Annotated in this window: 16 protein-coding genes; 8 read left to right on the forward strand and 8 right to left on the reverse strand. The window is 63.2% G+C overall.

Annotated features, from left to right (window positions below):
* Window positions 1-10: 10 nt before the first annotated feature.
* Together BUA41_RS17080 and aptA are read right to left on the reverse strand one after the other, a co-directional pair.
* Window positions 11-1,510, reverse strand: coding sequence for a CoA-acylating methylmalonate-semialdehyde dehydrogenase (locus BUA41_RS17080; protein WP_072825103.1), 1,500 nt, complete (start codon window positions 1,508-1,510; stop codon window positions 11-13).
* Between the two features lie 37 nt (window positions 1,511-1,547).
* A complete protein-coding gene (aptA, locus tag BUA41_RS17085; RefSeq protein WP_072825105.1) occupies window positions 1,548-2,915 on the reverse strand; it encodes an omega-aminotransferase AptA in 1,368 nt (455 codons plus the stop codon).
* A 234-nt stretch (window positions 2,916-3,149) separates the two neighbouring features.
* Between aptA and BUA41_RS17090 the strand changes: the two genes are divergently transcribed.
* From BUA41_RS17090 to BUA41_RS17100, 3 genes are all read left to right on the forward strand, one after another.
* Window positions 3,150-4,910: a SulP family inorganic anion transporter gene (locus BUA41_RS17090; protein WP_072825107.1), complete on the forward strand. Its 1,761-nt coding sequence runs from the start codon at window positions 3,150-3,152 to the stop codon at window positions 4,908-4,910.
* 82 nt (window positions 4,911-4,992) lie between these two features.
* The gene (locus BUA41_RS17095; RefSeq protein ID WP_084671785.1) at window positions 4,993-6,357 is read left to right on the forward strand and encodes a nicotinate phosphoribosyltransferase; all 1,365 of its coding nucleotides are present in this window, start codon (window positions 4,993-4,995) and stop codon (window positions 6,355-6,357) included.
* Between the two features lie 77 nt (window positions 6,358-6,434).
* Window positions 6,435-8,477, forward strand: a complete 2,043-nt coding sequence (locus BUA41_RS17100; RefSeq protein ID WP_072825109.1) for a PhoX family protein — start codon at window positions 6,435-6,437, stop codon at window positions 8,475-8,477.
* Window positions 8,478-8,572: 95 nt separating this feature from the next.
* Here the strand turns inward: BUA41_RS17100 and BUA41_RS17105 are convergent, their stop codons facing one another.
* The 5 genes from BUA41_RS17105 to BUA41_RS17125 form a co-directional block, all read right to left on the reverse strand.
* Complete coding sequence (locus tag BUA41_RS17105; protein WP_072825111.1) at window positions 8,573-8,977, reverse strand: hypothetical protein; 405 nt, start codon at window positions 8,975-8,977, stop codon at window positions 8,573-8,575.
* 156 nt (window positions 8,978-9,133) lie between these two features.
* Window positions 9,134-9,970: a 3'(2'),5'-bisphosphate nucleotidase CysQ gene (cysQ, locus tag BUA41_RS17110; RefSeq protein WP_245791950.1), complete on the reverse strand. Its 837-nt coding sequence runs from the start codon at window positions 9,968-9,970 to the stop codon at window positions 9,134-9,136.
* A gap of 195 nt (window positions 9,971-10,165) precedes the next feature.
* Window positions 10,166-11,389 (reverse strand): cation:proton antiporter domain-containing protein, encoded by a 1,224-nt coding sequence (locus BUA41_RS17115; RefSeq protein ID WP_072825115.1) that lies wholly within the window; start codon window positions 11,387-11,389, stop codon window positions 10,166-10,168.
* Window positions 11,390-11,426: 37 nt separating this feature from the next.
* Window positions 11,427-12,254, reverse strand: a complete 828-nt coding sequence (nadE, locus tag BUA41_RS17120; RefSeq protein ID WP_072825117.1) for an NAD(+) synthase — start codon at window positions 12,252-12,254, stop codon at window positions 11,427-11,429.
* A gap of 61 nt (window positions 12,255-12,315) precedes the next feature.
* Window positions 12,316-12,822 (reverse strand): CinA family protein, encoded by a 507-nt coding sequence (locus BUA41_RS17125; protein ID WP_072825119.1) that lies wholly within the window; start codon window positions 12,820-12,822, stop codon window positions 12,316-12,318.
* A 258-nt stretch (window positions 12,823-13,080) separates the two neighbouring features.
* Here BUA41_RS17125 and BUA41_RS17130 point away from each other — a divergent pair, with 258 nt between their 5' ends.
* Both BUA41_RS17130 and BUA41_RS17135 read left to right on the forward strand, forming a co-directional pair.
* Window positions 13,081-13,287, forward strand: coding sequence for a hypothetical protein (locus tag BUA41_RS17130; RefSeq protein ID WP_072825120.1), 207 nt, complete (start codon window positions 13,081-13,083; stop codon window positions 13,285-13,287).
* Between the two features lie 103 nt (window positions 13,288-13,390).
* On the forward strand, window positions 13,391-15,127 hold the full coding sequence (locus BUA41_RS17135; protein ID WP_072825122.1) for a methyl-accepting chemotaxis protein: 1,737 nt from the start codon (window positions 13,391-13,393) through the stop codon (window positions 15,125-15,127).
* An 86-nt stretch (window positions 15,128-15,213) separates the two neighbouring features.
* On the opposite strand, the gene BUA41_RS17140 is transcribed toward BUA41_RS17135, so the two are convergent.
* Window positions 15,214-16,182 (reverse strand): YihY/virulence factor BrkB family protein, encoded by a 969-nt coding sequence (locus tag BUA41_RS17140; RefSeq protein WP_072825124.1) that lies wholly within the window; start codon window positions 16,180-16,182, stop codon window positions 15,214-15,216.
* Between the two features lie 247 nt (window positions 16,183-16,429).
* Here BUA41_RS17140 and BUA41_RS17145 point away from each other — a divergent pair, with 247 nt between their 5' ends.
* The 3 genes from BUA41_RS17145 to BUA41_RS17155 all read left to right on the forward strand — a co-directional run bounded on the left by BUA41_RS17145 (window position 16,430) and on the right by BUA41_RS17155 (window position 18,538).
* Window positions 16,430-16,915 carry a hypothetical protein gene (locus BUA41_RS17145; protein ID WP_072825126.1) on the forward strand — a complete coding sequence of 162 codons (486 nt, stop codon included), beginning with the start codon at window positions 16,430-16,432 and terminating at the stop codon, window positions 16,913-16,915.
* A 100-nt stretch (window positions 16,916-17,015) separates the two neighbouring features.
* Entirely contained in the window at window positions 17,016-17,453 is a 438-nt protein-coding gene (locus BUA41_RS17150; RefSeq protein ID WP_072825128.1) for a phage holin family protein, read from the forward strand.
* Window positions 17,450-18,538, forward strand: coding sequence for a DUF3618 domain-containing protein (locus tag BUA41_RS17155; protein ID WP_072825131.1), 1,089 nt, complete (start codon window positions 17,450-17,452; stop codon window positions 18,536-18,538). The genes BUA41_RS17150 and BUA41_RS17155 overlap by 4 nt, the downstream gene beginning before the upstream one ends.
* Window positions 18,539-18,964: the final 426 nt, after the last annotated feature.

Raw genomic sequence — 18,964 nt, forward strand, 5'->3', positions numbered from 1 at the left:
GGAGGGAGACTCAGTGGCTGCCGGAGGGGAAGTGAAACTCGGCGTGGGCGGTCTCGAAGGAGGATGGCCAGCGCTGCGAGACCGCCTTGCGACGGGTATAGAAGCGCACGGCGTCGGGTCCGTAGGCGTGGAGGTCACCGAACAGCGAACGTTTCCAGCCACCGAAACTGTGGAAGGCCACCGGGACCGGCAACGGCACGTTGATCCCCACCATGCCCACCTCGATGCTGTCGGCAAAGCGGCGTGCCGCCTCACCATCCCGGGTGAACAGGCAGGTGCCGTTACCGTACTCGTGGGCATTGATCAGCTCGATGGCGGCATCCAGGCTATCGACCCGGACCACGCAGAGGACCGGCCCGAAGATCTCTTCCTGGTAGATGCGCATGTCGCGAGTCACGTGATCGAACAGGCAGCCACCGACGAAGAACCCCTCCTCGTGCCCCGCCACCGTCAGCTCACGACCATCGGCCACCAGGGTCGCGCCGGAACGAATGCCATCCTCGATATAGCCCAGCACCTTGTCGCGCTGGTCGGCGGTGATCAACGGCCCCATGTCCATGCCCTTCTCGGTGCCCGGGCCGACCTTGAGGGCGGCGATCTTCGGGCGCATCGCCTCGATCAGCCGTTCGGCGGTCTCGTCGCCGACACAGACCGCCACCGAGATCGCCATGCAGCGCTCGCCACAGCTGCCGTAGGCAGCCCCCATCAGGGTGTTGGCCGCATTGTCGATGTCCGCATCGGGCAGCAGCACGGCATGATTCTTCGCCCCGCCCAGCGCCTGAACCCGCTTGCCATTGGCACAGCCGCGAGAATAGATGGCGTGGGCGACCGGGGTGGAACCGACGAAGGAGAGCGCCTTGACCTCCGGCGCGTCGAGCAGGGCCTCCACCGCCTCGCGGCCGCCGTGCACGACATTGAGGATGCCCCGGGGCAGGCCGGCCTCTTCCAGCAGTTCGGCGATCGCCAGCGCCGAGGACGGGTCCTTTTCCGAAGGCTTGAGGATGAAGGCATTGCCACAGGCGATCGCCATGGGGTACATCCACAATGGCACCATGGCCGGAAAATTGAACGGCGTGATGCCCGCCACCACGCCGAGAGGCTGGAAGTTGGACCAGGCATCGATGCCCGGGCCGGCATTGTGGGAATACTCCCCCTTGAGCAGCTCCGGCACGCCACAGGCATATTCCACGTTCTCGATGCCGCGACGCAGCTCGCCCAGGGCGTCCTCGACGGTCTTGCCATGCTCTTCGCTGATCAGGCGGGTCAGGCGCTCGGCATGCGCTTCCAGCAGCTGCTTGAAACGGTACATGACCTGGGCGCGCCTGGCCGGCGGCGTATCGCGCCAGGCCGGGAAGGCTGCCTTGGCGGCTTCGATGGCCTGCTGCACCGTCGCCGCATCGCCCTCCGGCGCCCGACGGATGACCTGGCCGGTGGCGGGGTTGGTGATATCCAGCGTTGCACCGGTGGCAGCGATCCGCTCACCACCGATCAGATGAAACACCTGCTCCATGACGTCTCCTTGGTGTTTGTCGAGTGCGGGTATGCGTTCAGTTCAGTCGATCGAGGACCGTGGCAACGGCGTCGAAGAGGTTCTCGAGTTCCGTGTCGGTCGAGGAAAACGGCGGTCCGAACTGCAGGGTGTCGCCACCGTAGCGCACGTAGAAGCCGGCATCCCACAGCGCGATCGCCGCGTCCCTCGGCCGTATCGTCGGATCGCCCTCCCGGGGAGCCAGCTGAATGGCGCCCGCCAGGCCGTAATTGCGGATGTCCACGACGTGATTGCGCCCCTGCAGGGCATGCAGGCGCGACTCGAAGGCCGGGGCGATGGCCCGCACCTGGCCGGGAAAATCCTCGCGCTCGAACAGCTCCAGGGCGGCGAGACCGGCGGCACAGGCCACGGGATGGGCGCTGTAGGTATAGCCATGGGGAAACTCGATGGCATGTTGCGCCCCCCCGGCGTGCATGAAGGTCTCGAAGATCTCGCTCGAGGCGATCACCGCCCCCATCGGCACGGCGCCATTGGTGATCTGCTTGGCCACGTTCATGATGTCCGGTACCACGCCGAAGGCCTCGGCGCCGGTCGTGGCACCACAGCGCCCGAAGGCGGTAATGACCTCGTCGAAGATCAGCAGGATGTCATGCTGGTCGCAGATAGCCCGCAGGCGCTCGAGATAGCCCTTGGGCGGCACGATCACTCCCGCCGAGCCGGACATCGGCTCGACGATCACCGCGGCGATGTTGGAAGCATCGTTCAGGGCGATCTGATCCAGCAATGCGTCGGCGAGTTCGGCGCCGGTCTCGGCCTGGCCCCGGGTGAAGGCCAGCTGGGGCTGCAGGGTGTGCGGCAGATGCGTCACGTCGAGCAGTTGCCCGTAGTGCTTGCGATTGGCGACCATGCCTCCGGCGCTGGTGCCGCCCACATTGACGCCATGATAGCCCTTGATGCGCCCGACGATGCGGGTCTTCTCGGGCTTGCCCTTCAGCCGCCAGTAGGCCCGTGCCATCTTCAGCGCGGTGTCGGCGCTCTCCGAGCCGGAATTGGTGAAGAAGACATGGTCGAGGCCGTCCGGGGCCAATGCCGCGATGCGCTCGGCGAGCCGGAAGGCCAGCGGGTGGCCGACCTGGAAACCCGGGGCATAATCCAGCGTGCCAAGCTGGCGAGCCACGGCCTGCTGGATCTCCTCACGATTGTGGCCGGCGCCGCAGCACCACAGCCCCGAAAGCGAATCGAACAGGCGGCGCCCCTGATCGTCGATCAGGTAGCGGCCTTCCGCCCCGACCACCATCCGCGGTGTCTGGCGAAAGTCCCGGTTGGCGGTGAACGGCATCCAGTAGGCGGTGCTGGGAGACTGAGCATCGCCGTCCTCCTGGGCACCCTTGTGTGTCGCGGCGGCATGGGGGTCGAGACTCAGCATGGCGGGCTCCTGTCGATGGCTGGCGGTTGGTTGAAGGCAGCGGTCGAAGCACTGGTCTTCCCAGCGTGCCCTGGAACCAAGCGCAAGAACACTTGAAAGTGTCAATCTTCGCGTTGGCTTTCTTCAACGTAAACGCCTCAAATAGCGATGGCGAGCCTGCCTTGCACCCCTTGGGCCAACCCCTCATCATGCTTGAAAAAACCCGGTCAACGACACTCTTGCTGCGAGAAGCGGATGCTCAAGCGTTATCTGCCGATACTCTCCTGGTTACCCCATTACCAACGCACCCTGTTCAGTCACGACCTGTTGGCCGGTCTGATCGTGACAGCGATGGTCATTCCGCAATCCCTGGCTTATGCCCTGCTGGCGGGCTTGCCCGCCGTCGTGGGGTTGTATGCCAGCATCCTGCCGCTGTTCGTCTATGCCGTGTTCGGCTCCAGCCGCACACTGGCGGTGGGACCGGTGGCGATTCTGGCGCTGATGACCGCGGCAGCCCTGTCCGGCATCGCCGAGCCGGGCTCCGCCGAGTATGTCGAGGCCGCCCTGCTACTGGCCCTGCTATCCGGGGCGATGCTGACTGTCATGGGCCTGCTGCGGCTGGGTTTCTTTGCCAACTTCCTCAGCCATCCGGTGATTTCAGGCTTCCTGACCGCCTCGGGCCTGCTGATCGCGGCCAGCCAGGCCGCCCATCTGCTGGGCATCGACTCCGCCGGCTTCACCCTGCCGGCCCTGCTCGGCAGCCTGTTTGCCAACCTGCCCGAGCTGCACCTACCCACCCTCGCGATCGGCGCCGGCACGCTGCTGTTCCTGATCGTGACGCGCCGCTATGCAACGCCCTTCCTGACTCGCCTGGGCCTGCCCGACAAGCTGGCCAGGCTGATGACCCGGGCCGGGCCGGTCTTCGCCGTGGTCCTGACGACGCTGATCGCCTGGTACTTCGCGCTGGCCAAATCCGGCGTGGCCGTGGTCGGCGAGGTCCCCAGCGGCCTGCCACCCTTGACCCTGCCGCCCTTCGACCTGCCGCTCTGGCGCGAGCTCTGGGTCCCTGCACTGCTGATCAGCGTGGTGGGTTTCGTCGAGTCGGTATCGATGGGCCAGATGCTCGCCGCCAAGCGCCGCGAACGCATCTCCCCGGACCAGGAGCTGCTCGGGCTGGGCACCTCCAACCTGGCCGCCGCCTTCACCGGCGGCATGCCGGTGACCGGTGGGCTGTCGCGCACCGTGATCAATTTCGACGCCGGGGCCCGCACCCCGGCTGCCGGGGTGTTCGCCGCCGTCGGCATCGCCATCGTGACGCTGTTCTTCACGCACCTGATTCATCATCTACCCATCGCGACCCTGGCCGCGATCATCACGGTATCGATTCTCACCCTCGTCGACCTCGAGGCCCTGCGCCACACCTGGCGCTATTCCCGTAGTGATTTCGCCGCCCTGCTGGCCACGCTGCTCTTCACGCTGGTCGAGGGGGTCGAGGCGGGCATCCTCGCCGGGGTCGGGCTGTCGATCGCCCTCTTCCTGTATCGCACCAGCCGCCCCCACAGCGCGCTGGTGGGCCGGGTGCCCGGTACCGAGCATTTCCGCAACACGGCGCGCCACCGGGTCGAGAGCGACAAGCACATCGCCCTGCTGCGCATCGACGAGAGCCTCTATTTCGCCAATGCCCGCTATCTCGAGGACACCCTCTACGATCTGATCGCCTCCCGCCCGGACATCGACCATGTGGTGCTGATCTGCTCGGCGGTCAACCTGATCGATGCCTCGGCCCTGGAGAGCCTCAAGGCGATCAACTCCCGGCTCAAGGATTCCGAGGTCACGCTGCACCTGGCGGAGGTCAAGGGCCCGGTGATGGACCGCCTCACGCGCTCCGATTTGATCGAGGCGCTGACCGGGCGAGTATTCCTGAGCACCTATTCGGCCTGGCGGGAACTGAGAAATCCGACGGGAACGCGCTCCGACCCCCCTAGCATTTCCGGTCCACCGCCCATACATGACTAGGCATGCCTGAAAAGTGTCTGCGCTTGCCCATACGGCGCCTAGGACCGGACCCATGACGCACCACCAAAAGGAGCCTGTCACGATGCCCCAGGAAGCATTGGTTCAGGAAGAGGATCTGGGCCTGCTCGTCGATCTCTACGAGCTCACCATGATCCAGGCCTACTGGGCCGAGGGAATGAACGAGAGGGCCACCTTCAGCCTGTTCTTTCGCAGCTTGCCCCAGGGGCGCAACTACATGCTCGCCTGCGGCCAGCAGCACGTGGCACGCCTGGTTACCCAGCTGCGCTTTGGCGAACGTCAGATCGACAAGCTGCGCAGCCTGAACCTCTTCGAGGAAGGCTTCCTCGAGTGGCTGGCCGGTTTTCGCTTCAGCGGCGACATCCACGCGGTACAGGAAGGAACGCCGGTGTTCCCCCAGGAGCCGCTGCTCGAGGTGGAGGCCCCTATCGCCGAGGCTCAGCTGCTCGAAAGCCTGGTCATGAACTACGTGCATCTCGAAACCGTCCTCGCCTCCAAGGCCAGCCGGCTGGTCAATGCCGCCCAGGGGCGCGGCGTGGTGGATTTCGGCATGCGTCGCATGCATGGCATCGATGCCGCCGTGCGCGGCGTGCGGGCCTACCATGTCGCCGGCCTGACCGGAACCAGCAACGTGCTGGGGTCGGTGACCCACGGGCTTTCCGCCCAGGGCACCATGGCGCACAGCTACGTCCAGGCCCACGGCAAGGAAGACGATGCCCTGCTGGCCTTCGCTCGCCACTACCCCGGTACCACCCTGCTGGTGGATACCTACGACACCGTTGCCGCGGTCAAGCGGCTCATCGAGCGCATGGCGGAGGACTCCTCGCTGGACATCGGCGCCATCCGGCTGGACTCCGGGGACCTCGAATACCTGGCCAAGACCTGCCGTCACCTGCTCGACGAGGCCGGCCACCAGGACATCAAGATCATTGCCAGCGGCGGTCTCAACGAGCACAGCATCCGCGAACTGGTAGTCAACGAAGCGCCCATCGACGGCTTCGGCGTCGGCACCTCGCTGGGCGCGTCGAGCGACTCCCCTTGCCTGGAACTCGCCTACAAGTTGACCGAGTACGCCGGCGAGCCGCGCCTCAAGCACTCCCCGGGCAAGCACTCCCTGCCCGGGCGCAAGCAGATCTACCGCGAGCAGGAGGCAGACGGCAGCTATCGCTGCGATCACCTGACCTTGCGCGACGAACAGGCACCCGGCACCGCGCTGTTGCAACCCATCGTCCTGCAAGGCGACTTCCAGGAGGCAGCGATGGCCTCCCCCGATGCCGCCCGGGAAGCCAGCCTCGACAGCGTCTCGCGCCTGCCCCCGGAGTTGCGCAGCCTCGTCGAGACCCGAACCTACCACGTGACCATCAGCGACAGGCTCCACGCGTGCCGGCGCCTGGCCGAATCGCGCCTCGGGCTCCCGCCCGACGATTGAAGACAAGACGTAAGTAAATCGTCATTTTCTCTCGCTAGGGTAATTCCCTGACGACATCGTGACCCAGGGAGAGAGCCATGAGCGAATTCGACAACGAACCCAGCTACAACCCGAGCGACAACGAGCCATTCTCGTCCATTCTCGAGCGTAGCTGGACGCGTCGCCACGTCATGCAGGGCGGGCTGGGGCTGGCCGCCGCGACACTGTTCGGCAATCTGGGCCTGGCCCGGGCGGACTCGCCAGGCGACGACCCGAAGCGAGCCTTCCCCGACACCGGGGCCCGCAATACCCGGTTGCGTTTCGAGCCGGTGCCGGGCTCGAAGACCGACGCGGTCGTGGTACCCGAGGGGTACACCGCAACGATACTCGCGCCCTGGGGCACGCCCTTGAACGGCCAGGCCAATGCCTGGAAGGAAGACGGCACCAACAGCGCGGAAGACCAGGCCAATGCCGTGGGCATGCACCACGATGGCATGCATTTCTTCCCCATCGATGGCCGCTCCGACGATGGCCTTTTGCTGGTCAACAACGAATACATCGACCAGCGGGCCCTGCATCCCGACGGGCCAACCCAGAGCGAGACGGGCCAGCGACCGGCGGACGAGGTGCGCAAGGAGATCAATGCGCACGGCGTCAGCGTGGTGCGCATCACCAAAAAGGAGGGCCGATGGAGCGTCGCAAGCGACGACCCGCTCAATCGTCGCTACACCAGCGCCACCGTGATGGACCTGGCCGGCCCCCTGGCCGGTACGGACCACGTCAAGACGGCTTTTTCCAGGGACGGAACCCGGGCCCGAGGCACCAACAACAACTGCGGCAATGGCTACACGCCCTGGGGCACCTACCTGACCTGCGAGGAAAACTGGCCCGACATCTTCGTCAATCGCGCCGAGACGCTTCCCGCGGACCAGCAGCGCCTGGGAATCCCCACCGAGCAGTCGCGTTACGGCTGGGAAACCGCCGCCGGCGATGGCAGCGAGAAGGACGGCGAATTCGCCCGCTTCGACCTGACACCACGGGGCGACGACCCTCGTGAAGATTATCGCAACGAGGCCAGCACCTTCGGCTACATCGTCGAGATCGACCCCTTCGATGGTCAACGTCGCGCCGTCAAGCGCACCGCCCTGGGGCGCTTTCGCCACGAGGGATGCTGGCCGGGCAAGCTGGAACCGGGCAAGCCGGTGGTGTTCTATTCAGGCCACGATGCCCGCTTCGAATACATCTACAAGTTCGTTTCCGAGGCCAACTGGGACCCCGCCGATGCCGACCCCCGGGATCGGCTGGCCACCGGCGCCAAGTACATGGACAAGGGCACGCTCCATGTCGCCCGCTTCAACGACGACGGCACCGGCCAGTGGCTTCCCCTGACTCCCGACGCCCCCACCCAGCAGAACTACAGTACCCTGGGCAAGGAACTGGGCGAGCTGCCGGAGATCATCCTCAATACCGCCCGGGCCGCCGACCTGGTAGGAGCGACGCCCATGGACCGGCCGGAATGGGGCAACGTGGACCCGCACAATGGCGATGTCTACATGACACTGACCAACAACGACGAGCGAGAAATCGACCAGCTCAATGCCCCCAACCCCCGCCCGCGTAACGAAAACGGCCAGATCATTCGCTGGCGCGAGGGTGACGACGGCAGTTTCCGCTGGACGATCTTCGTGTTCGGTGCCCACGCCAAGGCCCCCGACTACATCAACCGGTCGGCGCTGACCCAGGCCAACCAGTTCGCCAGCCCCGATGGGCTGATGTTCGACCCGCGCGGCATCCTCTGGATCCAGACCGACAACAGCGACAATGCCGTCGCCGAGTACACCAACGATCAGATGCTGGCGGTGATCCCCTCCCAGGTGACCACCCGAGAGGGGTATGCCACCACCCTCGACACGCGCACCCAGGAACACCTCAAGCGCTTCCTGGTGGGCCCCAACGGCTGTGAGATCACCGGCTTTGCTGCCACGCCGGATCACACCTCGATCTTCGTCAACGTGCAGCATCCGGCCAACTGGCCTCATGATGAAGACGCCACCCAGGCCACCCCCTCGGGAAACCCCGTGCGGCCCCGCTCCTCCACCATCGTCATTCAGCGCAAGGACGGTGGCGAAGTCGGCGTATAGCAAGCAGGCGCAGGCATCGGCGTGCCGCCCTGCGTCAACGAATGACGCCTGGCCACTGGCCAGGCGTCATTGGTAAGAATCGGTAAAAGTCGGTATCAGGGCAATTTGGCCGTCATGGGCAGCGGGCCGCATTCGACCTCCTGTCGCTCCTCTTCGCTGTCGACGAAGCGTACGCTGGTCGGGTCGATACCGTACTGCCTGGCGACTTGCAGTACCTCGGCCTGGTGCTCTTCCAGGGCCGCCTGCTTGAGTCGACGACGACTCGGCGTGATGCATTTCAGCAGCACCCAGATCAGGATCGCCACCCCGACGAGCCAGACCGTGTATTCCGAGATGTACTTCGACAGCTCGAGGCCACTGGCGAACCACCCCGTCAAACCGAGCATGAGGGTAATGATCGAACTCCAGACCGGATTGGGCAGGCCCAGGAAGCGGTTGGCACTGAGCAGGGTCTTTTCGTAGTACCGCTGGGAATACGCCACAGGGGGCTTGGCGATCATGGGCTGCTCGGCAAAGGGTCCACTTGAGATAATCATTGTGGGCCATGGCAGCCGCGGCGATGGTGCAAACAAGAAGGCAAAAAGAGCTCAGTTTGTCGAGGAAACACACAATCCGCTCTCGCGGTTACCTTGCGACACAATGACTTTCTAATTGACCTACATGTCAACCGAGCGTAACGCAGTGCGAAGCGCCTCGATCCAGCGCTCGTCCCGCCCCCTGCAGACGATGAAATCGGGGTTGTAGAGGCTCTCCTTGCGGTTGTAGCGCAGCGGCGCGAGGGTCTGCGCCTCCAGCACGTCGCCCCCTGCCGCGAGCACCACGGCGTGGGCCGCGGCGGTGTCCCACTCGCAGGTCGGCACCAGGCGCGGGTAGAGATCGGCGGCCCCCTCGGCCACCAGGCACAGCTTGAGCGAACTGCCCATGGTCACCCGTTCGTGGGCCGGCAACGCCCGGCAGAAGGCCTCGAATGCCGCCGAGCCATGGGAGCGGCTGCCGACGATCTTCCAGGGTTCCTGCGCGGGGTCGGGCAGTTGGCGGGCCTCGATCGCTCGGCTCCGGCCATCGTCGATCCTGAACGCCCCCTCACCCTGCTGCCCCCACCAGGTGGTTCCTAGGGCAGGGGCATGCACGACCCCGAAGCGCGGCACGCATCCCTCGATCAGTGCCACGTTCAGGGTGAATTCGCCGTTGCGCTTGATGAACTCCTTGGTGCCGTCGATGGGATCGATCAGCCAGTAACGCGTCCATTGCCGGCGAACCTCGTAGGCCGCCAGATCGGACTCCTCGGAGAGCACGGGAACGCCGGGCAGCACGTCCTGGAGCAGTTCCATCAGGCAGCGGTGAGCCACCAGATCGGCCTCGGTCAGGGGGCTATCGTCGGCCTTGGACTCGACGCTGAAATCGCGCCGGTAGATGGCCATCACCTGACGCCCGGCCTGCTCTACCCCCTGGAGCAACCTTTCACGCCGTTGTCGATCGACAGGTTCCAACACGCTGATGCTCCCGTGGCCGATGCATGACATGACGGACCAGTCTACACGAGATTCCACGGACACGGCTCACGACGGCACTATCAAGCGGGTCAGCACGACCCCGAGCCAGGCGGAAACCGCCGTCAAGGTCGCGCCCCAGGAACAGGGCGGTGGTGATGACCTACAGCACGAGTGTTTGCACCGTTCATCCTCTGATCAGGTCTTGGCGTGGCGGGCATACAGCCGGGCGAAGGGTGCGGCGGTCACCCCGTGGGCAACGATCGAGGCGAACACGCACAGGCTGCCCACGACCCACACCAGGTCGTTCCCCGAGCGACTGGCCGCCAGCACGGTATAGAACAGCGCCGAGACACCGATCGGGCCGAACCAGCCCATGACCAGTGCAATATTGCGCTCGCGCACCGGCGGCAGCCAATGACGGAGCAGCAGGATCGCGGGCAGACGCCGCAGCACCAGCACGAGTATGGCCAGCAGCAAGCCGCTCCATCCGAGGGCCGCCCATTCATGCCACGGCGCCATCAGACCGAACAGGGCGAGCACCGGCATGGTGAAGAACAGGTTGACCATCTCCTGCACGTTCTCTTCCTCGCCACGATCCTTGCCGCCCACCCGTTGGTCGTAGGCGATCCCGGCGGCGAATACCGCAAGGATGCTGTCGGTGCCCAGCAACTTGCCCACACCGAGCACCAGAAGCGTCAGGGCCAGGGTCACCGCCAGAAACGACGGCTGGTCGAAGAAGCGCCTGCGCTCCGCCCACTTCAATGCCTCGCCTGCGCACCACCCGAGCAGCGCCCCGATCAGCACGCTGCCGCCCACTTCCCAGAGCCAGACCATGGCGAACCACTCCAGCCAGGCGGTTTGCGTCGGCTTGGTCAGGAGCAGGATGGGCAGCAATACCAGCGGGTAGGCCAGCCCGTCGTTGGCGCCGGACTCGGTGGAAAGTAGGTGCCGAAAGCCGCCGGGCAGGTGCTTCCGGGCCACGCCGCCGGTGACGATCGACGAGGCGATGACCGGGTCCGTGGCGCAGATGCTCGCCCCGATCAGCAGCGCCACCAGCAGGGAGGCGCCGATGACCCAGTGAGCGAGCAAGGCACTGACCAGGAACATGGCAGGCATGGCGATGCACAGCAGCACCGCCAGCGGGCGCCACTGCTCGAACGGGAACCTGGCAGGCAGGCGCAAGGCGATTCCCATGAGGCTGATGCCCAGGGTGAGGCGCGTGGCCTCCTCGAGCAGACGCTGTTCGTCACCCCAGGCCGCGGGATCGAGCGCGTTCAGCCCGAAGGGGCCAAGGGCCACCCCCAGGCAGAACGCCAGCAGCGGGGGCGACAGCCAGGAACGATCGATCGGCCGCGACAGCAGCCCCAGCAGCAATATCAGCCCCCCGGCGGCGGCCAGCACGATATTGATCTCTTTCATGGTTCGCCAGCTCCATGGCTTGATCGATCAGACAGGCTCAGGGGGTAGCGGGCAACTCCCGCTTATGGGCGGTGCGGCGATACGCCTCGATGATGGTCCGGAAGGACTCGTCGCCCACCGCCTGGCCCTGCAGGAAGCGGTCGATCTCGGCGTAACTCACCCCGAGGGCATCCTCGTCGGTAAGCTGGGGCTTGAGAGATTCGAGATCCGCCGTCGGCGTCTTCTCGACGAGTTCGCTCGGCGCTTCCAGGACGCGCCCGAGTTCACGCACCTGGCTCTTGGTCAGACCGGTCATGGGTGCGAGATCGCAGGCACCATCGCCATGCTTGGTGAAGAACCCCATGACCGCCTCGGCGGCCTGGTCGGTGCCCACCACCAGCGCCCCTTTCGCGCCGGCCACGGCGTACTGGGCGATCATGCGCTGGCGCGCCTTGATGTTGCCCAGCACGAAGTCCCGGTGATGCTCGTCCTCGAAGGCGAGACCGCCCTTCTCCAGGGCATCGAGCATGGCATCGCTGGCCGGCTGGATGTTCGTCGTCAACACCTCGTCCGGGGCGATGAAGTCGATGGCGGCTTGCGCCTCGTGCTCGTCGGGCTGCTCGCCATAGGGCAGGCGCTGGGCGTAGAAACGAGCCTTCACGCCCTTCGCGCGCGCCCGCTCCACGGCCATCTGGGCCAATCGCCCTGCCACCGTCGAATCGACCCCGCCACTGATGCCGAGCACCAGCCCATGCTGGCCGGTGGCAATCATGCGCTCGCACAGGAACTCGCAGCGACGCTCGATCTCCTGCCTCGGGTCGATCGAGGCCCGAACGGCGAGTTCGTCGATGATGCGCTTTTGAATATCGTCCCTCTCCTGGGTCATCCCGAATGCCTCCCTTCACGTTCCCTTTCCATGGGCGAATTCATGCCAAAACGCGCCATGGTCACAATGGCGGCGCCTTGCCTTCAAGCACACCGCGATGAAGCGGTACGAGGCGCGCCAGCGCATGATGGGCGGCCGCCAGGCGCACCTCGTTGCGGTCGCCGCTGAAGCGTCGCGTCTCGCTGTAGAGGTATTTCTTGCCCTCGTGGCGAAACGCCCAGGCGAAACAGACCGTCCCCACCGGGATCCCCTCATGGGAATCGGGGCCGGCGATGCCGGTATTGGCAATGGCGACATCGGCATCGTTGTTGTCCAGCGCCCCCAGGGCCATCTCCCGCGAGGTGGCCTCGCAGGTCAGGCCGTAGCGCTCGATCGTCTCGTAGCTCACCGCGAGATAACGGTTCTTGGCCTCCGGGGAGTAGACGACCAGCCCGCAGTCGAGCGCCTGGCCGCTACCCGGGATACTGGCCAGCTCCGAGACGATCAGCCCCGCGGTACAGGACTCCGCGCTGGCCAGCTTGAGGCGACGGTCGATGAGGTAGCGCGAAATTTCCTTCAGCCACTCCATAGCCTTCCTCCTGCTCTCGAGTGTATTCAAAGCCTAGAACCTCAAGGCAAAACATTCACATAACCTGTGATGAACAATACTCATCACCGTCTTCCCGGGGCTAGACAGGAAAACCAGTCGCTTCAACAGGTTGTCGCCTTATCCCGAAAAATCCTCCTTCCGAGCATTTTCATATAGCAAAAATAAATCAAATTATACTTTGATTAACTAAAGTCCTTTCCTCCCGTGTCGATACCTGCCCTTGAGACAGAGAAAAACATGATCAAAGAATTAATTTTACAATCTCATCAAGTAATTTTATTAAAAATAGGAGGGCTGGACGACGCCATCGATACGCAAATCAAGCTTTTGCAATGTTTTACATTCGAGACATTCACTATCGCCTTGGCCAGGCCGATACTCTTCACCGGATTCATTATGACCGGCGAGCATCGTTCGCCAAGGGGTGGCACAGGTACGCAATGAAAAAACCAGGATTCATGGAAGACTTGTTCCGTGAAGATCCTGGAAAAGCAGGACCAATAAAACCCTCTTTTTCTGCAACAAAGAAGAAATGAAAGGAAGACTCATGAGCCGCTTCATACACAATATCACCGTAAAGACCGGCCTGACCCTGGTGCTTGCCCTGTTCACCTTGCTGATACTGGGTGTAGCGGGAATGGGCTATATCACTAATCAGGAGGGTGAGCAGGCTATCGACCAGCTCGATAGCCTCAATGTGGACCAACTCAATGCTATCAACCGCACTCGGGTTGGCATTGCCGATGCAATGCTGGACTTTCAAGAGTTCATCGATTACACAGCTCAAGGCCGCACGACGGACGCCGAGAAAACTCTTGCCGGCTCCGAAGCTGAGTTCGTTGAAGCAGATAAGTTCTTCACAAGCTACCTCGCGGAACCCAAGGAGAAAGAGAGGCAAAAGTTTGCCGATGTCATCGAGCAGGCTTATAACAATCTCATGACTCAGGGACTCGACCTACAACGCACAGCACTCGCGCAAGGAGACATCGAAGCTTTTCGCGCCCTGGCACCTAAAGTCGAAGAGCTAAGAACATATTTCGAAGAAGTCACCGAGGAATTCATGCGCTATGCAGATGATCGTGGCAATGAATTGATGGATAACCACATGGCTTACACGGATACCGTTGAAGTCGTCCAGCTTGTCGTACTGATCCTGGCCATCGGCATCGTGCTGCTGGTGCGCATGGGCATGGTCCGTGCCGTGATCAGGCCGCTGCAGGAAGCCGTGCAGCACTTCGAGCACATCGCCCGGGGTGATCTCTCCCACAAGATCGACGATTACGGCCGCAGCGAGATCGGCCAGCTGTTCACGGCCATGAAAGAGATGCAAGGCGGGCTATCGAAGACCATCGCCACGGTGCGCGACAGCAGCGGCTCGATCCACATCGGCGCCCGGGAGATCGCCAGCGGCAACACCGATCTCTCGTCACGTACCGAGCAGCAGGCGGCCTCGCTGGAAGAGACGGCCACCAGCATGGAAGAGCTGACCACCACGGTGAAGCAGAACGCCGACAATGCCCGTCAGGGCAACACCCTGGCCAACGAAGCTTCCAGCGCGGCCACCAAGGGAGGCGAAGTGGTCGAGCAGGTGATCACCACCATGCACGGCATCGCCGCCAGCTCCCAGCAGGTCACCGACATCATCGGCGTCATCGACTCGATCGCCTTCCAGACCAACATCCTGGCGCTCAACGCCTCCGTCGAGGCGGCGCGCGCCGGCGAGCAGGGCCGCGGCTTCGCCGTGGTGGCCTCCGAGGTGCGCAACCTGGCCAGCCGCAGCGCGGATTCCGCCAAGGAGATCAAGGCACTGATCGAAGCCTCTGCCGCCCAGGTGCAGCAAGGCTCGACCCTGGTGGAAAGCGCCGGCGCCACCATGCGAGACGTGGTCGCCTCGGTGCGCCGCGTCACCGACCTCATGGACGAGATCTCCGCCGCCTCCCAGGAACAGAGTTCCGGCATCGAGCAGGTCAACCAGGCGATCTCGCAGATGGATCAGGTGACCCAGCAGAACGCCTCCCTGGTCGAGGAAGCCGCCGCGGCCGCCTCCTCCCTCGAGGAACAGGCCGAGCAGCTCGAGAAGGCGGTCTCGACCTTCCGCCTGGCCGACGAGGCCGCGCGGCGTCCTGCCGCTCTCGGTAACGCACGCCAGCACTCGGCAGCCCTGCCGGATGCGACAGCGAAGCAGGCGTCGCACGCCTCGACCGCCGGCAAGCAGATCGCGCAGAAGAAGGCGCCCGCCAAGTCCAGGAAAGAGGAACAGGAACTCGAGTGGGAAGAGTTCTGACGCCCTCAGTTCGATCTGTTCAAGACACGGATGCCGGGCTTGCCCGGCATCTCGCTTCCAGGACCATTGCAAGCGTGAAGGCTTGATCAAGACCGCTTCTCGCCCACCGTGTCCGCGGCATGGGCGCCGCGCTTTCCCAGGGGCTCACGCTTGCCCTTCGTGGTATCTCGGCGCGTCTGCCGTTCCATTTCGCTGTTGAGTTCAGCGCCCAGCAAGACGATGAAGGCCGAAAGCCAGAACCACATCAGCAGGATGACCACCGCGCCCAGCGACCCGTAGGTTTCATTGTAACTACCAAAATTGCGCACGTAGATCGAGAAGGCTATCGACCCAAGCAACCAGAGCACGACGCCGGCGACAGCCCCGACACTCGTCCACTGCCAGCGCGGTTCGTCACGATCCGCAGCGTAACGGTAGAGAATGGCCAGTGACACCATGAGCATGATCAGCAACAGCAGCCAACGCGCCAGGTTGATGAGCGTGGCAAGAGGCTCGGGCAAGCCCAGCAACTTCACGAGAGCCGGTATGAGCAAGATGCTGCCCAAGGCGACGATCGCCACTAGCATGCCCCCCAGGGTCAGGAGCAACGTCACCAACGTTCTTTTGAGCAGCCCTCGCGCCTCCTGCTCGTCATAGATGATGTTCAATCCCTCCATCAATCCCTTGGTGCCCTTGGAAGCGCTGTAGAGCGTGAGGAGCAATCCACCCAGCGCCGCCAGACCAATACCGGCCCCGGCATTCGAGCTGGCCTTGCGCGCCTGTTGATTGATGATATCGGCAGCCTGCTGAGGCAGAAGGTTGCCCACGGAGGCGATCTGCTGAGTGATTTGCTGAGGATCGAAGACGAGACTCCAGATCGAGATGAGGGCAACGATCGCGGGAAAGATTGCCAGCAGGCCATAAAAGGCGATGCCTGCAGCTATCATGGCGACATGGTCGTTGTCGACCTCCTCCTTGACGCGCTTGGCAATGTCCCACCACCCTTTCCTGGGTATCTGGGCAGGCTTCTCGGCCTCGCGTCCGCGAGGATCATCAGTCTTTTCTCCATTTCGCATGTTCGAATCCTTTCGAAGGCAGGTTTTTCTTGGTACTTCCGAGCAGTCTCCAAGAAGGGTGGTGACAAACGAGGGGCAATGAAACGAAGACCCTCGGCTTTTCATTCATTATCGTCGCCAAAACCTGGTTGACACCCATTGTGTAGTAACTACATTTCATTGTGTCTAGATGAAAACATGCTTGAGCAGCTGGAAGCTCATTGTTTTCTCTGAGTTATTAACCTGGATCAAGTAGGGAGACGCTCACATGATCGATCCGGAAAATCGAACGGACCCCAGTTCGTCATCTTCTGCCAAGGACGAGGCCAGGGAACGGACGAGACAGTCGGCTCATGAGGTCAAGGATGCCGCTCGTCAGCAGGCCGAGGGCATGTTCGATCAGCAAAAGGAAGTGGCGGCGAATGAAGCGGAAAAGTTCGCCTCGGTCTTTCGCAAGATGGCCAAGGAATTCGACCAGCAGGATCAGCACTATTTTTCCGGTTATGCCAACAACATCGCCCGCTGCACGGATGCCATCTCGCAACGATTGCGCGAAAAGGATCTGGGCACCTTGATGAACCAGGTTCAGGATTATAGCCGTCGCCAGCCCGCAGTGTTCATCGGCGGTGCTGTTGCCGCAGGCTTCCTGATGGCGCGCTTTCTCAACAGCTCGAATGCAAGGAATCGGGACACCCCTTCCTTTTCTACCACTTCCCTTTCCAATGAGCACGACATCACGAACACTCCCCCCTGATGACAATCGTGTTTCTGCCGAGTCAGTGACAATAGATATGGCGATAGCAACCCGATAGCGGATGGCGCAATCAAGGAATTAGCCAGGGAGGCTAAACGATATGGATACAGAAAACAGAACCCCGCGCGAGAGTTCTTCCTTCGGCACGCTGATCTCTAACCTGACGCACGAAGTGACGGCCCTGGTCCGCAACGAAGTGGAGCTGACCAAGGCCGAGATGTCCGAGAAGGCTTCCCAGGCGGGAACCGGCATCGGTGCCATCGCTGCCGCGGGGGCCGTATTGATGTGCGGCTTTCTGGTATTGCTTGCCGCGGCGGTGTTCGGACTCAATACGGTGCTTCCTCCCGAGACGACACCATGGCTCTCCGCACTGATCGTGGGCGGTATCGTGGTCATTATCGGGTTCATCATGCTGCAAAGCGGCAAGAAAAAGCTCAAGGCCACCAACCTCAAGCCCGACCGGACGATAGCCAGCGTTCGCAACGACAAGCAGCTAGCGCAACACCATCAAGGCCAGGCCAAGGAGCAGCTGAAATGAACGACCAAACCCAACAGCGCAGCCCGGGTGAAATCGAATCCGATATCGAACAGCATCGCGAACGCCTGGACGAAACCTTGCATGAACTCGAACAAAAGTTTTCGCCTGAAGAACTGGTGAATACCACCCTGAATTACGTTCGCAGCGGCGGTGCCAACGATTTCGCCAGAAATCTCGGCGAATCCATCAAGCAGAATCCCGTGCCGGTGATGCTGACCGGCATCGGGCTGGGTTGGCTGATGTTGTCACAACGCAACGCCAACCAGTCGTCGTATCGATCGCCCAGAACTCGACCCCGTGAGGAGGCGTCTCATGCGGCGTACCCCCCCGTGCCGGCTGAGACGTCCACACCGACCACTTCTACCCGAGTGCCGCCCACGACCCAGGTACCGCCTGCTGCCCACACCACGGGGCCGGCCGGCCACCCGGAAACTACCCGGCACGGCAGTGGACAAGGCAAGATGAGTGCCGCCAAGGAGAAGGCCCAGCATATGGGCGGCAATGTCAAAGGGCGGGCCCAGCACATGTCGGACAGCGTGAAAGGGGGCGCCCAGAGCATGTCCGACAACCTGCGGGATAAAACCTCCCAGATGAAAAGCGGCTCCCGCTCGGCCATGCACAGCATGTCGTATCGGGCGCAAGGGGCCGGCGCCCAGACCTCCCACTTCATCCAGGAGCATCCTCTGGTCGCAGGCGCCCTGGGCGTAGCGATCGGTGCCGCTTTGGGCAGCTTGCTACCCTCGACCCGAATCGAGGATGAACAGTTCGGAGACATGCGCGACAAGGCTGTCGGCCGTGCTGCCGAGGAAGGCCAGAAGCACGCCGACAAGGCTCAGGCCAAGGTGCACGAAAAGGCCGAACGGGCGAAACAGGAAGCACCTGATTCATCCTCGGCCTCAAGCACTTCCGCAAGCACGAGCAGCAGTGCTCCAAGTACACCGAGCACCTCGTCGACACAGCGTCCTTCTTCTACCAGCGCGCCCGGCGCAATGCCGAATTCGCCGACCGATCCGAAAACGCCCGCGGACCGGGACATCTCGAAAGCCGACATGGATGCAGACAACCCGCCGACCCGGGGCAGATAGGCACCGGCATCGAAATGATGAAGCCAAGGCTACGAGGACCGAGTAGTCGGTCCTCGTCTTTTTTTAAAGGCCATTGCAAATTGGCGTGACGCCGCCGGCGCCGCTGCGCGGCATCGCCCGATGAATCGGGCCCCCACCAGCACCCGAAATCTGGGCTTTTGTGGGAGCTCGCTTCAGCGAGCGAGGGGTTGGCCGGAATCGCCCGATGAATCGGGCTCCTACCAGACCCGAGATCTGGGCTTTTGTGGGAGCTCGCTTCAGCGAGCGAGGAGTTGGCCAGAATCGCCCGATGCATCGGGCTCCTACCAGACCCGAAATCTGGGCTTTTGTGGGAGCTCGCTTCAGCGAGCGAGGGGTTGGCCAGAATCGCCCGATGAGTCGGGCCCCCCACCAGCACCCGAGATCTGGGCTTTTGTAGGAGCTCGC

This window comes from Modicisalibacter ilicicola DSM 19980 (genome assembly GCF_900128925.1).
Lineage (GTDB): Bacteria > Pseudomonadota > Gammaproteobacteria > Pseudomonadales > Halomonadaceae > Modicisalibacter > Modicisalibacter ilicicola.

What these genes read in the sequence shown, in the direction of transcription:
- BUA41_RS17080 (WP_072825103.1), bottom strand. Translation starts at nt 1,510, where the DNA reads ATGGAGCAGGTGTTTCATCTGATCGGTGGTGAGCGGATCGCTGCCACC.
- aptA (WP_072825105.1), bottom strand. Translation starts at nt 2,915, where the DNA reads ATGCTGAGTCTCGACCCCCATGCCGCCGCGACACACAAGGGTGCCCAG.
- BUA41_RS17090 (WP_072825107.1), top strand. Translation starts at nt 3,150, where the DNA reads ATGCTCAAGCGTTATCTGCCGATACTCTCCTGGTTACCCCATTACCAA.
- BUA41_RS17095 (WP_084671785.1), top strand. Translation starts at nt 4,993, where the DNA reads ATGCCCCAGGAAGCATTGGTTCAGGAAGAGGATCTGGGCCTGCTCGTC.
- BUA41_RS17100 (WP_072825109.1), top strand. Translation starts at nt 6,435, where the DNA reads ATGAGCGAATTCGACAACGAACCCAGCTACAACCCGAGCGACAACGAG.
- BUA41_RS17105 (WP_072825111.1), bottom strand. Translation starts at nt 8,977, where the DNA reads ATGATCGCCAAGCCCCCTGTGGCGTATTCCCAGCGGTACTACGAAAAG.
- BUA41_RS17115 (WP_072825115.1), bottom strand. Translation starts at nt 11,389, where the DNA reads ATGAAAGAGATCAATATCGTGCTGGCCGCCGCCGGGGGGCTGATATTG.
- nadE (WP_072825117.1), bottom strand. Translation starts at nt 12,254, where the DNA reads ATGACCCAGGAGAGGGACGATATTCAAAAGCGCATCATCGACGAACTC.
- BUA41_RS17125 (WP_072825119.1), bottom strand. Translation starts at nt 12,822, where the DNA reads ATGGAGTGGCTGAAGGAAATTTCGCGCTACCTCATCGACCGTCGCCTC.
- BUA41_RS17130 (WP_072825120.1), top strand. Translation starts at nt 13,081, where the DNA reads ATGATCAAAGAATTAATTTTACAATCTCATCAAGTAATTTTATTAAAA.
- BUA41_RS17135 (WP_072825122.1), top strand. Translation starts at nt 13,391, where the DNA reads ATGAGCCGCTTCATACACAATATCACCGTAAAGACCGGCCTGACCCTG.
- BUA41_RS17140 (WP_072825124.1), bottom strand. Translation starts at nt 16,182, where the DNA reads ATGCGAAATGGAGAAAAGACTGATGATCCTCGCGGACGCGAGGCCGAG.
- BUA41_RS17145 (WP_072825126.1), top strand. Translation starts at nt 16,430, where the DNA reads ATGATCGATCCGGAAAATCGAACGGACCCCAGTTCGTCATCTTCTGCC.
- BUA41_RS17150 (WP_072825128.1), top strand. Translation starts at nt 17,016, where the DNA reads ATGGATACAGAAAACAGAACCCCGCGCGAGAGTTCTTCCTTCGGCACG.
- BUA41_RS17155 (WP_072825131.1), top strand. Translation starts at nt 17,450, where the DNA reads ATGAACGACCAAACCCAACAGCGCAGCCCGGGTGAAATCGAATCCGAT.